At 70.4% G+C, this 13,021-nt stretch carries 14 protein-coding genes; 8 read left to right on the top strand and 6 right to left on the bottom strand.

Features of this window, described 5'->3' with window-relative positions; translation table 11 throughout:
* Positions 1-63: 63 nt before the first annotated feature.
* Together ACN26Z_RS17885 and ACN26Z_RS17880 are read right to left on the bottom strand one after the other, a co-directional pair.
* A complete protein-coding gene (locus tag ACN26Z_RS17885) occupies positions 64-333 on the bottom strand; it encodes a GlsB/YeaQ/YmgE family stress response membrane protein (RefSeq protein WP_093405816.1) in 270 nt (89 codons plus the stop codon).
* A gap of 45 nt (positions 334-378) precedes the next feature.
* The gene (locus ACN26Z_RS17880) at positions 379-843 is read right to left on the bottom strand and encodes an STAS domain-containing protein (RefSeq protein WP_421462467.1); all 465 of its coding nucleotides are present in this window, start codon (positions 841-843) and stop codon (positions 379-381) included.
* Between the two features lie 153 nt (positions 844-996).
* Between ACN26Z_RS17880 and ACN26Z_RS17875 the strand changes: the two genes are divergently transcribed.
* The 4 genes from ACN26Z_RS17875 (at position 997) to htpG (ending at position 5,684) form a co-directional block, all read left to right on the top strand.
* Complete coding sequence (locus ACN26Z_RS17875) at positions 997-1,686, top strand: response regulator transcription factor (protein WP_093405811.1); 690 nt, start codon at positions 997-999, stop codon at positions 1,684-1,686.
* The gene (locus ACN26Z_RS17870; RefSeq protein ID WP_093405809.1) at positions 1,683-3,038 is read left to right on the top strand and encodes a HAMP domain-containing sensor histidine kinase; all 1,356 of its coding nucleotides are present in this window, start codon (positions 1,683-1,685) and stop codon (positions 3,036-3,038) included. The genes ACN26Z_RS17875 and ACN26Z_RS17870 overlap by 4 nt, the downstream gene beginning before the upstream one ends.
* Positions 3,035-3,679 carry a GerMN domain-containing protein gene (locus ACN26Z_RS17865; RefSeq protein ID WP_282238296.1) on the top strand — a complete coding sequence of 215 codons (645 nt, stop codon included), beginning with the start codon at positions 3,035-3,037 and terminating at the stop codon, positions 3,677-3,679. Before ACN26Z_RS17870 ends, ACN26Z_RS17865 begins: the two co-directional genes overlap by 4 nt.
* A gap of 88 nt (positions 3,680-3,767) precedes the next feature.
* Complete coding sequence (gene htpG, locus ACN26Z_RS17860; RefSeq protein ID WP_421462464.1) at positions 3,768-5,684, top strand: molecular chaperone HtpG; 1,917 nt, start codon at positions 3,768-3,770, stop codon at positions 5,682-5,684.
* Between the two features lie 144 nt (positions 5,685-5,828).
* On the opposite strand, the gene ACN26Z_RS17855 is transcribed toward htpG, so the two are convergent.
* The 3 genes from ACN26Z_RS17855 to ACN26Z_RS17845 form a co-directional block, all read right to left on the bottom strand.
* Positions 5,829-7,046, bottom strand: coding sequence for a helix-turn-helix domain-containing protein (locus ACN26Z_RS17855; RefSeq protein WP_421462462.1), 1,218 nt, complete (start codon positions 7,044-7,046; stop codon positions 5,829-5,831).
* Positions 7,036-7,200: a hypothetical protein gene (locus tag ACN26Z_RS17850; protein ID WP_421462460.1), complete on the bottom strand. Its 165-nt coding sequence runs from the start codon at positions 7,198-7,200 to the stop codon at positions 7,036-7,038. The genes ACN26Z_RS17855 and ACN26Z_RS17850 overlap by 11 nt, the downstream gene beginning before the upstream one ends.
* Before the next feature lie 216 nt (positions 7,201-7,416).
* Entirely contained in the window at positions 7,417-8,607 is a 1,191-nt protein-coding gene (locus ACN26Z_RS17845; protein ID WP_421462458.1) for a helix-turn-helix domain-containing protein, read from the bottom strand.
* A 203-nt stretch (positions 8,608-8,810) separates the two neighbouring features.
* Between ACN26Z_RS17845 and ACN26Z_RS17840 the strand changes: the two genes are divergently transcribed.
* The 3 genes from ACN26Z_RS17840 (at position 8,811) to ACN26Z_RS17830 (ending at position 11,175) form a co-directional block, all read left to right on the top strand.
* Positions 8,811-9,776 carry a diacylglycerol/lipid kinase family protein gene (locus ACN26Z_RS17840; protein ID WP_421462456.1) on the top strand — a complete coding sequence of 322 codons (966 nt, stop codon included), beginning with the start codon at positions 8,811-8,813 and terminating at the stop codon, positions 9,774-9,776.
* 70 nt (positions 9,777-9,846) lie between these two features.
* The gene (locus tag ACN26Z_RS17835) at positions 9,847-10,392 is read left to right on the top strand and encodes a GNAT family N-acetyltransferase (RefSeq protein WP_421462454.1); all 546 of its coding nucleotides are present in this window, start codon (positions 9,847-9,849) and stop codon (positions 10,390-10,392) included.
* A gap of 39 nt (positions 10,393-10,431) precedes the next feature.
* Positions 10,432-11,175, top strand: coding sequence for an SDR family NAD(P)-dependent oxidoreductase (locus ACN26Z_RS17830; RefSeq protein WP_421462451.1), 744 nt, complete (start codon positions 10,432-10,434; stop codon positions 11,173-11,175).
* A gap of 44 nt (positions 11,176-11,219) precedes the next feature.
* Here the strand turns inward: ACN26Z_RS17830 and ACN26Z_RS17825 are convergent, their stop codons facing one another.
* Complete coding sequence (locus ACN26Z_RS17825) at positions 11,220-11,984, bottom strand: arginase family protein (protein ID WP_421462449.1); 765 nt, start codon at positions 11,982-11,984, stop codon at positions 11,220-11,222.
* A 104-nt stretch (positions 11,985-12,088) separates the two neighbouring features.
* On the opposite strand from ACN26Z_RS17825, the gene ACN26Z_RS17820 reads away from it, so the two are divergent.
* The gene (locus ACN26Z_RS17820) at positions 12,089-12,955 is read left to right on the top strand and encodes an NAD(P)-dependent oxidoreductase (protein ID WP_421462448.1); all 867 of its coding nucleotides are present in this window, start codon (positions 12,089-12,091) and stop codon (positions 12,953-12,955) included.
* Positions 12,956-13,021: the final 66 nt, after the last annotated feature.

Genomic DNA, 13,021 nt, shown 5'->3' with positions numbered 1-13,021 from the left:
GGCCGGTCGGCCGGGGTACGGAACTCGGGGCGGCGGGCGGAGCGCCGTCGCCGTGCGGACTACTCACCGGGAGTCGGAGCGTTCCTTGCCGGTCGTGGCGACCACGATCACCACCGCGATCGCGGCGAGCCCGGCCTGCACCACCAGACCCAGCAGGCTGAACCCTTGAACGCCGGCGAGCCAGGCGGTGATGGCACCGAGCAGCGCGGCTACCGCGCCGATGGTCGTGGTGAGCCACAACGGCACGGCCGGGCGGCCGGGCAGGACCAGTCGGCCGAGGGCGCCGACGGCAAGGCCCACGGCGAGAGCCGCGACGATCCCGGCGCTGGTCATGCTGCTCCTCGTGCTCACGTTCTGCTGCGGTCGGCTGTGGTGGGGTCAGGTGCGCACGGTGACCGCGGCGCGGCCGTACGCGGCAGCGCGCGGCGCCGCACTCGGCGGCGGTGTCCCGCCGGCCGGTGGGCCAATACCCGCTCCGACGGAGGTAGCGGCGGCGGGGGCCGCTTCGGGGAGCGGGGCCGGGGCGGCTTCAGCGTCGGTGTGCACCGGCAGGATCTGGTCCAGCCGGGCGGTCTGCAGGATCCGGGTGATGCGCGGGTTCGGATTGCGCACCGCCAGCACACCTCCGGCGCGGACCATCCGGCGGTGCACGTCGAGCAGCAGGCCGATGGCGGCGGCGTCGATGTGTCGGCAGCCGGCCAGGTCGATCACGATCTGTTGGGGGCGCAGGGCCAGCAGCTGATCGAGGACCGCGCCGGTCTCGGGCAGGCAGCTCAGATCGAACTCGGTGATGGACACCTCCACCAGCGGCACCGAGCACTCGGGGCGTCGTGGTGCGGTCACGGCCAAGGCCCCCTCTCCTGCGGTCTCCAAGTGGCTCTCACCCTGCCCAGCGGGGTTGGCGGGCACCGCGCGGACGGATGACAGTTGCGTGACAAAACACCCTGTTGTCGATCGTGGTTGGCCCGGTGGTCAGGGCTTGGGGATGATTCCGGTATGACAGCGGTACTGGTGATCGAGGACGACGACCGGATCCGGCTGGCGTTGCTGCTCGCTCTGGAGGACGAGGGCTACGAGGCCCGGGGAGCGGCCACCGCCGAGGAGGGGCTGCGTACGCAGCGCCGGGATCCCGCCGACTACGTCCTGGTCGACCTGATGCTGCCCGGCATCGACGGCTTCGAGGGCATCCGCCAACTGCGCCGCGACGACGACGTCCCGATCGTCGTGGTCAGCGCCCGCGACGACACCCACGACATCGTCGCCGCGCTGGAGGCCGGTGCCGACGACTACGTGGTCAAGCCGGTGGCGATCAAGGAACTGACCGCCCGGCTGCGCGCCCTGCGCCGACGCGGTCGCGCGGTGACCGCGCCGGACGGCCCCGAGCCGGTACCGGTGCTCGCCTTCGGCGAGCTGGAGGTGAGCCCGGAGGCGGGGGAGGTGCGGCGGTCCGGCGAGCCGGTCGCGGTCACCCGTACGGAGTTCCGGTTGCTGTGCGAGCTGGCCGAACACGCCGGCCGGGTGCTGTCGCGTCAGCAGCTGCTCAGCCGGGTCTGGGGGTACGACAGCGGCGACGAACGGCTGGTCGACGTGCACGTCGGTCGGCTGCGCCAGAAGATCGAGGCCGACCCGGCAAACCCCCGGCACCTGGTGACGTTGCGCGGCCTCGGTTACAAACTGCAACGATGAGACGCCTCGGACTACGTGCCCGGGTCACCGCCGCGTTCGCGATCGGCGCGTTGCTGCTGTCCGCCTCGATGGCTCTGGTGTCGTACGAGCTGACCCGCCGCACCCTGCTCAACGAGCGGGAGCGCACCGTGCTGCGGGCGGCGTACTACGACGCGGCGGTGGTCCGCGCCGGCCTGAACACCGAGAACCCGGACGTCGCGGAGGCGCTGCGGGCGCTGGACACCGGCACCGGCCGACGACCCCTGGTGCTGCTCGACGGCGAGTGGTACGCCCGCAGCGCCGACACCGGGCTCACCACAATCGTTCCGGCCCAGCTCCAGGACCTGGTCTCGGCGGGGGAGCCGGCGGTGCAGCGGGTACGCCTCAACGACAGCCCGGTGATGTTGGTCGGGGTGCCGCTGTCCGAGTCGACCGCCTTCTACGAGATCGCCTCGCTGCGGGAGCTGGAGCAGACCTTCCAGGTGCTGGCGCTGGCGCTCACCGCGGTCGCAATCATGGTCGCCGGGTCGGGGGCGGCCCTCGGCTGGTACGCCACCCGGCACGGGTTGCGCCCGTTGACAGCCGTGGCCGACGCCGCCGAGCGGATCGCGGCCGGCGACTTCACCACCCGGCTCGCCCCGGACACCGACCCGGACCTGAACCGCCTTTCCACCTCCTTCAACCGGATGGTCGACGAGTTGGCCGGGCGGATCGACCGGGACCGGCGCTTCGCCGCCGACGTCAGCCATGAGCTGCGCTCGCCGTTGCAGACCCTTGCCGCGGCCGCGAGTGTGCTGTCCAGACGCCGGGAGAACCAGGACGAGCGGACCGCCACCGCCGCCCGGCTCGTCGCCGACGAGATCGAACGTTTTCAGCAACTCGTCAACGACCTGCTGGACCTGTCCCGTGGTGATCAGCCGGTGCACCGGGAGCCGGTGGACCTGCCCGAGCTGGCCCGACAGGCGTGCCGGGACCGGGACCTGCCGGAGTCGATGGTGCAGCTGGCGGCGGGCACCCCGCCCAGTTGGCGGGTGGACCGCCGCCGCGTCACCCAGGTGTTGACCAACCTGCTGGACAACGCCGAGCGGTACGGTGCGGGGCCGATCGCGGTGCGGTTGTCGCACACCGCGGACACGGGCGTGATCGAGGTCGACGACGAGGGCCCGGGAGTGCCGATGGAAGACCGCGAGGTGATCTTCGACCGCTTCGTCCGGGGTCGGGCGGCCAACTACCGGGGCGGCGGCGACGGCACCGGCCTGGGGCTGGCCCTGGTGGCCCAGCACGCCGCCGCGCACGGCGGAGACGCCTCGGTCAGCGACCGCCCGGAGGGCGGCGCCCGGTTCCGCGTCACCCTGCCCGGGAGCGTCTCATGACCCGACCCGTCGCCGTCGGGCCCGCGTACGCCGGTCAACCTGCCCGGGCCGCGCGTACCGTTCGGGCCGGGTGGAAGGCCGGGGTAGCCCTGGTGGTGGCCACGGTGCTTGCCCTGCTCGGGGGGTGCGGGGTGCCCGCCGAGGACCAACCCCGCGCGGTCACCCCGCCACCCGTACCCTTCCCGTCCACCGCCACGGCGGCACCGACGGCGGCCGAGACCGGCGCGGTCACCGAGGTGCTCTACTTCTCCCGCGACGAACGCCTGGTGCCGGTGATCCGCCGCGCCGACCAGGTGCCCGCGCTCGACGCGCAGTTGCGGGCCCTGCTGGCCGGGCCGACCCCGGCCGAGCGCGACGACGGGCTGACCAGCGCCCTGCCGGGGGCCTTCACCAGCGCGGTGGTCGAGCTGGTCGACGGGTTGGCCCGGGTCACCGTCGGACTGACGGCGGTGGACACCGGCCGCATCGACGGTCGGCTGGCGTACGGTCAGATCGTCTGCACGCTCAGCGCCCGCACCGACGTCACGGCGGTGCTGTTCCTGGAGGGCGGCACGCCGTTGAGCGTCCCCCGGGCGGACGGTTCGCTGTCGTCGGGGCCGCTCACCGCGGCCGACTACGCCGTGTTGATCAATCCGCGTTGAGGAGAGGCGGACCACCCGACGCACGCGCAGCGCGACGACTCGTATCCTTTCCGCGAACCGTCGTGGCGACGACCGGAAAGGACTTGGTGTGAACGACCGGGCCGAGACGTTGGAGTTCCAGGCCGAGGCGCGTCAGCTGCTCCGGCTGATGGTCCACTCGATCTACTCGAACAAGGACGTGTTCCTCCGCGAGTTGATCTCGAACGCCTCCGACGCGCTGGACAAGCTGCGCCTGGCGTCGATGGTCGACAAGGATCTTGCCGTCGACACGGGCGACCTGCACATCGCCATCGAGGTCGACAAGGACGCCCGTACCCTCACCGTGCGCGACAACGGCATCGGCATGAGCCGCGACGAGGTGGTCTCCGTCATCGGCACGATCGCCAAGTCCGGCACCGCGGAGCTGCTGCGGCAGTTGCGCGAGGCCAAGGACGCGGGTGCCTCGCAGGAGCTGATCGGTCAGTTCGGCGTGGGCTTCTACGCCGCGTTCATGGTCGCCGAGCGGGTCGAGCTGGTCACCCGGCGGGCCGGCGAGAGCGGCGGTACCCGCTGGGAGTCCACCGGCGAGGGCACCTACACCATCACCGAGCTGGACGACGCTGCCCAGGGCACGACGGTGACCCTGCACCTCAAGCCCGCCGACGCCGATGACAACCTGCACGACTACACGGCCGAGTGGACGATCCGGGAGATCGTCAAGCGCTACTCCGACTTCATCGCCCACCCGATCCGGATGATCGTCGAGCGGCCCGGCGCCGACGACGCCCCCGCCACCACCGAGACCGTGACCCTCAACTCGATGAAGGCGCTGTGGGCCCGCCCACGCGGCGAGGTCGAGCCCGCCGAGTACCACGAGTTCTACAAGCATGTCAGCCACGACTGGGCGGACCCGCTCGAAACCATCCACATGCGCGGGGAGGGGACCTTCGAGTACGAGGCGTTGCTGTTCATCCCCACCCACGCGCCGCTGGACCTGTTCTCCCCGCAGGGGCGCCGGGGGGTGCAGCTCTACGTCAAGCGCGTCTTCATCATGGACGACTGCGACGCGTTGATGCCCAACTACCTGCGGTTCATCAAGGGTGTGGTGGATGCCCACGACCTGTCGCTGAACATCTCCCGGGAGATCCTCCAGCAGGACCGGCAGATCCGCGCCGTACGCCGCCGCCTGGTCAAGAAGATCCTCGCCACGGTCAAGGAACTCAAGACCGACCAGCCGGAGCGGTACCGCACCTTCTGGACCGAGTTCGGGCCGGCGGTCAAGGAGGGCCTGCTGGAGGACACCGACAACCAGGAAACCCTGCTGGAGATCCTCTCGGTGGCCTCGACCCACGACCCGGCCGAGCAGACCGACCTGGCCGGCTACGTGGAACGCATGCGGGAGGGGCAGAGCGACATCTACTACGCGACCGGCGAGAACCGGGTCACCATCGAGAACTCCCCGCACATGGAGGCGTTCCGCGCCAAGGGCTACGAGGTGCTGCTGCTCACCGACCCGGTCGACGAGGTCTGGGTCGAGCGGGTGGGCAGCTACGCCGGCAAGGCGCTGCGCTCGGTCGCCAAGGGGCAGGTCGACCTGGACACCGAGCAGGAGCGTACCGAGGCCGAAGCCGAGCGGGAGCGGCAGCGCACCGAGTACGCCGACCTGCTCGGCTGGATGGGCACCGTGCTGGCGGACAACGTCAAGGAGGTCCGGCTGTCGTCGCGGCTGACCACCTCGCCCGCCTGCGTGGTCGGCGACGCCCACGACATCACGCCCACCCTGGAGAAGATGTACCGGGCGATGGGGCAAGAGGTGCCGAAGGTCAAGCGGATCCTGGAGATCAACCCGACTCACCCGCTGGTCACCGGCCTGCGCAAGGCACACGAACAGGGCGGCAGCGGCGACGCCCTGGCGGAGACCGCCGAGCTGCTCTACGGCACCGCGCTGCTCGCCGAGGGTGGCGACCTGGCCGACCCGTCGCGGTTCGCCCGGATCCTCGCCGACCGCCTCGCCCGCACCCTGTAGCCACCCTCGCTCCCGGGATCGAGTGGCGTCGCAGCCAACTCGATCCCGGGAGCGGGCCTGATCGTCGCGGTGTCGGCGGGCCCCCACATCATGGCGTCGAGACGCGGGGCGGCGTGGGGTCTCGACGTCGGTCGGGGCGGCGGGTCAGCGGGTGAGGCCGGCGAGCGTGCTCAGCCGCGCCACGCCGGCCGGTGCGGGGCGGCCTCGGGCGATCTCCGCCAGCAGGGTACGCGCCGACGACCGCGACCGGACCTCGGCCGGCGCCACCGCGTCGGCGGCGACCAGCATCCGGCCGGCGCCGAGCAGGTCGCCCGCGAGCAGGTACGCCCGTGCGGCGTCCACCAGGTAGGCACCCCGGTACTCGGCCGGCAGCCGCCGCCACCCGTCGCGCCGGATCACCACCTCGTGCCGGCACACCGCCTCGGCAGCCTCACCCCGTTCCACCGCCACCAGCACCCGCGCCGACTCCACCACGACCGGCCCGAAACACGTGCGCTGCGCGTCCTCCCCGGCACTTCGCTCGCTACCAGCGCGTTCGGGTGACGCGTCCGCGAGCGCGGCGGCCCGGTCGAGCAACTGCCCGGCCTGTCGAGCCTCGCCGCAGGACGCGGCGGCGAGCGCGGCCTGGAGCAGCAGCGTGCCACCCACCGCGGTAGCGCCCGGCGTCGGATCCGGCGTTCCGGCCGCCGGAGACAGCGGCACCAGCCGTACGGCGGCGTCCAGAGTCGAGGTCAACGCGAGCCGTTCCCGACCCGCGGCGCGTAACGCCTGCCCGACCGAGATGGCCGCCGCGCCGGCCCACAACGCGTCTCCGCCCGCCACCGTCGCCGCCCGATCGGCGGCCAGCCAGGCGAGATCCGGCTCGTCGAGCTTCACCAGCACGGACGAGGCGATCCGGTACACCTGCATCAGCAGTTCGGCATCGGTCCGAGGGATGCCCCGGGCGGCGTCCAGCAGCCCCGGCAGCAACCGGACCACCTGCGGATACCGCGCATGCTGGTAGGTCAACCAGGCGTGCCCGACCTGTCGCCGCACCTGGACCACCGGCACCTGGCACTCCACCAGGGGAAACGTTCCGTAGCGGGCCAGCGCGATCTGCACTCCGTCGAGCCCGTCCACCGGCACGGTGCCGACGAACGTCGCCGGTCGTTCGCCGATCAGTACCGCCGGCTCGACCCGCAGCACGTCGGCGATCTGCCGGATCACCGAGAACTTGTCCAGGGCACGGGCACCCCGTTCCACTTTGTCCACCCAGCTCTTTGACTTGCCGAGCCGGTCGGCGAGCGCCTGCTGGGTGATCCGCCGTCGAGCCCGCCACTGGGCCACCCGCCGCCCGATCGGCACCTCACCCCTACCGGTCACGTCGCCAACGCCGTTCCGGTACCGCCCGCGTGGTCTCGTCCACCGGAATCCGCTCCGCCTCGGCCTGCTCCAGCAGTCGCCGCCGCGCAGCGTCCCGCTCGGTCGCCTCGACCTGCTCGCCCCGGCTCACGGGTTCGTCGTCCTGCGCGTTCATTGCACCTCCACCGATCTCTGCCGCGAGACGTCGGTCAGGAGGGGCTGACCACTGAATCCTTCGTCCGGGCCGCGTGGCGCGCACCGCCTCCTCCCGTGTGATCCGTCGGACAACACGGGCGGGTGAAGGGGTTTCTATCTCATCGGGCCGAAGAGGACGGCTGTCCTCTCCGAATCGGACAGTAGGAGAAAGTGGTGACTGAGCAATTACTGGCAGTTATGTGGCGAGCCTGATACCCATTCGAACAGCCAGCAGCCGAAGATCATCTGGGACAGCCCGACGCCTTGCCCGCTGGGCGAGGGACACCACCGCGTCGCGCGCGAGGGGGTTCAGCGCGAACGGGATGGGTGCGGCTCGCTCGGCCTGTACGAATGCGCCCAGCGCTTCCGCGTCTCGACGGCCGGTTTCCGCCAAGGCGCGGCCAAGGTCGAGCCAGTAGGACAGTTGCCGGTTCGTCGCTGCGAGCACCTGCGGTCGGACAGTGCGGGAAAGTTCGATCACCCGGCCCATCTCGCCCTGCTCCGCCGCGATGGACATCTGCCAGAGCCCGACGTTGGTCGGCCCGAAGCCGCAGCCGTTGAAGCCGCCCCCGTCGACCGGATCGCCGAGACTGGCCGCCTCCCGGGTCGCCTCGGCAAGATGGTCGCGAGCGACGTCCAGGCGACCGTCCACGGTCGAGGTCAACGCGGCCGAGAGGTGCAGTTGGCCGAGCATCTGACGCACCCGCACGTCGCCGGCGTCGGCCTGCAACTCGGCAAGTGACCGGTCGGCGGCCTTGGCCGCGAGCGCCGCCGACTCGATCGGCAGGCTCTGCACGTAGGCGAAGCGCGCCGCTGCCATCCAGGCAGGATCCTCGACGTTCCCGGCCGCCGACACCGCGACCCTGGCCGCGTTCAGGGCCAGGTGCCGGTACCCGAGGTGCCGAAGGCACGTCGATGCCTGGTAGGCGGCCTGCGCAAGTGTCGGACCACCCACGGCGGCGGCCTCCACCAGCAGGTTGGGAAGCATCCGGGCCATGGCCGGGTAGTTGCAGCTCATGCGGAGCCGGTCGCTTCGTTCGATGTCGCCAGTCAGCTGTTCGCCGGCACGCGTCGGGGGCCGCCGCTCGCCGTCTTCGATTTCGATCAGCGCCGACCAGATCGCCGGCACGCACTCCGCCGCCCGCTCCCGGGCGGGGTCGCCGGTCTCGGTGCCCTGGCCTAGGAGGTCGGCCACGGTGACCTGGAGAGCAGCAGCGAAAGCAACGAGGGCGGAGCGCCGGTCGATGGTCTTCCGCCCCGACTCGATCTGCGAGACGTAGGATTGGCTGACTCCAGCGAGCCCGGCGAGGACGGCCTGGGACATGCCGCCCCGACGCATCCGCCAATAGCGGATCCTCGCACCCACGGTGTCGGCACTCTTCACCATACTTACCGCCTACCTCCCGAGTAGCCGGCTCGGCAAGCGGCACGCGCCCCAAGCCACAAGTTGGACGGTACCCCGCTTCGTTGCCGATGAGACCCATGCCGTATCGGCCAAGTCGGGCACTGCCGTAATGTCTCGGCACGCCGAAGCCACGGCGGTATCACTCCAGGAGTGGAGTTCCGGGCGGCTGGGTACCAGAGGCCGGCATGAGTGCGAGTGTGCTTGTGGATCCGGACCGGCCTGCGCCCGCCGTGGCGGTCGGCACCGTCGCGGTCGTGGCCCACCGAAAGAAGAACCTCGGTGGCGGCCTGGACGAGCTGCGCGCCGCCCTCGTCGGCGCGGGCGTCGAACACCTGCTCTGGTACGAGGTGCCCAAGAGCCGTAAGGCACCGAAGAAGGTCCGCAAGGCGCTCGACAAGGGTGCCGAACTGGTCATCGTCTGGGGCGGAGACGGCATGGTCCAACGCTGCGCCGACACCCTCGCCGGATCCCGCGTACCGATGGCGATCCTGCCCGCAGGCACTGCCAACCTGTTCGCCACCAACCTGGGCGTTCCCGAGGATCTGCGCGAGGCGGTCCGGATCGGCCTGCACGGCCGGCGGCGCCGGCTCGACCTGGGCAAGCTCAACGGCGAGCACTTCGCGGTGATGGCCGGTGCCGGCTTCGACGGTGACCTCATCCGCGAGGCCGACCGGGAGATGAAGGGGCGTCTCGGCCGGCTCGCCTACGTGTGGACCGGGCTGCGTCACGTGCGTGGCGAGCTGACCCGGACCCGGATCACCGTCGACGGTGCCCTGTGGTTCGAGGGTGAGGCCAGTTGCGTGCTGTTTGGCAACGTCGGCACCATCACCGGCGGCATTCCCGCCTTCGACGACGCCCGCCCCGACAGCGGCTCGCTGGAGATCGGTGTCTCCACCGCCAGCGGTGCCGTCGACTGGGCCCGGACCCTCGGCAAGATGGCCACCGGCCGTTCCGACGACTCCAAGTTCGTGCGGATCACCCGGGGACGAAAGGTCAAGGTCCGCTTCGCCGACCCCAAGACGTACGAGCTGGACGGCGGCGCCCGCAGCAAAGCCCGGAAGTTGAAGGTACGTGCCGTGCCCGCCGCCCTGACCGTAAGCTGCCCCGACCGGGACGCCGAGGAAACGGCCGAGTCGCCGCAAGGGGCGTGACGCGGCCGAGGCCCGTTCCGCCCAGGCAGTTGCTCCGAAGGCGCTCATCTCGTCGTTACTGTGAACCACTGTGCCTGAGGGAGCTCCGCAGAAATACGTCAGAGAATGCCGAGCGCAGGACATCCCCGTCCTGGAGAAGGCCGTCCCGACCGGCCGGAACCGCTACCACGAGGCCCGCTATCGCCGGCAGAGCGAGGGTCTCAGCACCTTACTGATCGCTTACCTGGATGATGCTCCGGCTGGCTGCGGCGAGGTGAGGTGGCAGGGACCCAAAGAGTCGGATGTCCGTGCCCAGTTCCCAGGCTGCCCGGAGATCAACGGCTTGACTGTTGTTCCCGACCGGCGGTCTCAGGGCGTCGGAACGACGATCATCCGTGCGGCCGAGGAGCTCGCAGCACGGCGCGGTCATCACCGGATTGGCATGGGCGTCGGCGAGGACAACGCGCGGGCGTTTGCGCTGTACCTCCGACTCGGGTACGAGGACACCGGCTACCGCTATCTCGACCGGTACCACTACCTGGATGACCATGGAACGCGTCACGAGGTTGCGGATCCCTGCCGTTTCCTGGTCAAGTCGCTCCCGCCCGCCGCCGCACGGGAACGCGGCGTCCGATGACCGCCGGACAGTTGACCCTCGGTCGACCAGGCTTTGGTCATGAACAACGCACTTGACGGCAAGGTGGCTCTGGTCACCGGCGGTAGTCGTGGGATTGGCGCGGCGGTGGCGTTGCGCCTGGCCGAGGAGGGCGCCGATGTGGCGCTGACATTCCAGCGGAATCAGCAACGCGCCGACGACATGGTGGATCAGATCAAGGCCGCGGGTCGGCGGGCGGTCGCCGTGCGGGCGGACAGCGCCGACCCGGCGGCCGTGGTCGGCGCGGTCGACCGGGTCGCCGACGAATGGGGTCGGTTGGACACCCTGGTAAACAACGCCGGCGCGTTCCTGCTCGGCCCGTTGGAGGATCTGAGCCTCGATGAGTTCGAACAGACGGTAGCGGTAAACGTCCGGGCGCCGTTCGTCGCCACCCAGGCGGCGGTGCGCCACATGCCGGCCGGTGGGCGGATCATCAACATCGGCAGCAACATGGCCGAGCGGGCAGTCTTCCCCGGTTTCTCGCTGTACGCAATGAGTAAGACCGCCCTGATCGGACTGACCAAGGCACTCGGACGCGAACTCGGGGGCCGGGCGATCACCGTCAATCTGGTGAACCCAGGGGCCACGGACACCGAGCTGAACCCGGCCGACGGCCCCAACGCCGAGACGATCAACGGGTTCACCGCCCTCGGTCACTACGCGGACCCCGCCGACGTGGCTGCCGCGGTGGCGTTCCTTGCCGGTCCGGACGGGCGCTACATCACCGGGGCGACGATCAACGTCGACGGCGGCTTCACCATCTGATCCCCGGCTCTCCGCCGTCCTGTCCACCCTGGCTGGGCTGAGGCTCAGCCAGGGTGGGCGAGAGCTGCCAGCCGGGACAGCAGCTGCGTACGGATGGTCCGCTGGCCCTCGTCGTCGGTCCGCAACCACGGGCACGCCACGTCGAACGCCACCACGCGGCCAGTCGCGAACAGCCGCGCGCAGGCGGCCACAACAGCGTCTGCGGGCGGTCCGTTCGGTACCGGGAAACGGAGACCGGGCACCTCGCCCGAGTCGATGACATCCACGTCGATGTGCAGGACCAGCGGCCCGGACGGCACGGTGTCCGCGGAAACCTCGGAGACCGGGATTCGGCGGGTCGCGCTGACGGCCAGATACTCGACCTCGGCAGGATCCAGGTCCCGCGCGTCGACCAGCACGGTGCGCTCCGCCGGCACCGGCCGCAACCCGATCACGTCGGCGTACCTGTCGGGATGCGCACCGTTCAGCAGCCGCAGCGAAAGACCTCCCAGATAGCCCGATGTGCTCGTCTGCAAGGTGTGCACGTCACCATGGGCGTCAAACCAGACAACCGCCGGGTCGACTCCCGCTTGTTGCACCCCGGCGACGGTGCCGCCGGCAACCATGCAGTCGCCGGAGAGCACCACCGGTATGTCGCCGGCGGCAACCACCGGCGACACGGCCGCCGCAGTAGCGGAACACACCCCCGCCATGCGCTGCCAGGCATCTCCGTCGAGTACCTGCGACCGAACAGTGATATCCGCCGACACCGGGATCTCATCGCCCAGCAGTCGCTCATCTTGGTGGTAGGGCACCAGGATCGTCGTCACGCCTCACCCTAGCCAGGTGCGAGCCAGTACCGACACCGACATCGAAGCTCCTCGGCATGTCGTCCGCTTGACCTCAAGCGAGGTTGAGGTCAGAGGATCGTGCCATGGGTGGAATCGAGAAATCGGCAGCCAGGGTCGCGGTCATCGGCACCGGAGCCATCGGTAGCGCGGTGGCCCATCGCCTACTGCGAAGCGGGCACGATGTCACGGTCTGGAACCGTACCGAAGGTCGGGCGACCGACCTGGTGGCCGCCGGGGCACTACCAGCGCGGTCCATTCGGGAGGCAGTGTCAGCAAGCTCCCTCGTCTTCCTGACTCTCAAGGACTTCGCAGCGGTGGAGCAGTGCCTCACCCAGATCGACATGGACCTGTCCGGGCGCACGCTTGTCGGGATGTACACGGGGACCGCCAGTGAGGCGCGGGTAGCGGCCCGGCGGGTAACCAGCGGCGGCGCACATTACCTCGACGCGGGGATCCAAGCCTCGCCCGAGATGATCGGCACCGATACCGCGACCATCCTTTACAGCGGATCTCCGTACGCCTTCGAGCAGCATCGGACGGTCCTCGGTCTGCTGAGCACGCCGCGCTTTGTCGGTGAAGCGCCGGAAGCAGCTGCGGTCTGGGATCTCGCCCTGTTCGGCGTCTGGTACGACGCCCAACTGGGCCTGCTACGAGCCCTGGAAACGGCACGCGCGGCTGGTGTCGACGTGGTCGAATTCTCCCGCACGGCGAGTACTCAGCTCAGCCACGTCGTCGCGGCGGTTCCCAGCACCGTCTCGGAGATGCAGCGGGCCACCTACCCGCCAGGTCCCGCAGACCTCACTGAACATTTGACTGTCCTCCGTCATCTCAGCGCGCTGCGGGCCGACCGACGTCTCGGCGATGGCGGATTAGCAGCGATGGCGGCGCGAGTCGAAGCGCTCATCGCAGACGGCCGCGGCGGCGAGGGCCTGACCGCAACTGTCGGGTAGCGAAAGTTCGAACCGCACGATCGGCTGGCCCGGTTCTCCTCCTGCGTCAGAGCGGCAACCTCATAC

Origin of the sequence: Verrucosispora sp. WMMD703, assembly GCF_049178935.1 — a bacterium.
GTDB lineage: Bacteria > Actinomycetota > Actinomycetes > Mycobacteriales > Micromonosporaceae > Micromonospora > Micromonospora sediminimaris.
Note: the sequence above shows the minus strand (reverse complement) of the source record. Positions and strands in the feature narration are given on the sequence as shown.

What these genes read in the sequence shown, in the direction of transcription:
- ACN26Z_RS17885 (WP_093405816.1), bottom strand. Translation starts at nt 333, where the DNA reads ATGACCAGCGCCGGGATCGTCGCGGCTCTCGCCGTGGGCCTTGCCGTC.
- ACN26Z_RS17870 (WP_093405809.1), top strand. Translation starts at nt 1,683, where the DNA reads ATGAGACGCCTCGGACTACGTGCCCGGGTCACCGCCGCGTTCGCGATC.
- ACN26Z_RS17850 (WP_421462460.1), bottom strand. Translation starts at nt 7,200, where the DNA reads ATGAACGCGCAGGACGACGAACCCGTGAGCCGGGGCGAGCAGGTCGAG.
- ACN26Z_RS17830 (WP_421462451.1), top strand. Translation starts at nt 10,432, where the DNA reads ATGAACAACGCACTTGACGGCAAGGTGGCTCTGGTCACCGGCGGTAGT.
- ACN26Z_RS17865 (WP_282238296.1), top strand. Translation starts at nt 3,035, where the DNA reads ATGACCCGACCCGTCGCCGTCGGGCCCGCGTACGCCGGTCAACCTGCC.
- ACN26Z_RS17840 (WP_421462456.1), top strand. Translation starts at nt 8,811, where the DNA reads ATGAGTGCGAGTGTGCTTGTGGATCCGGACCGGCCTGCGCCCGCCGTG.
- ACN26Z_RS17820 (WP_421462448.1), top strand. Translation starts at nt 12,089, where the DNA reads ATGGGTGGAATCGAGAAATCGGCAGCCAGGGTCGCGGTCATCGGCACC.
- ACN26Z_RS17845 (WP_421462458.1), bottom strand. Translation starts at nt 8,607, where the DNA reads ATGGTGAAGAGTGCCGACACCGTGGGTGCGAGGATCCGCTATTGGCGG.
- ACN26Z_RS17875 (WP_093405811.1), top strand. Translation starts at nt 997, where the DNA reads ATGACAGCGGTACTGGTGATCGAGGACGACGACCGGATCCGGCTGGCG.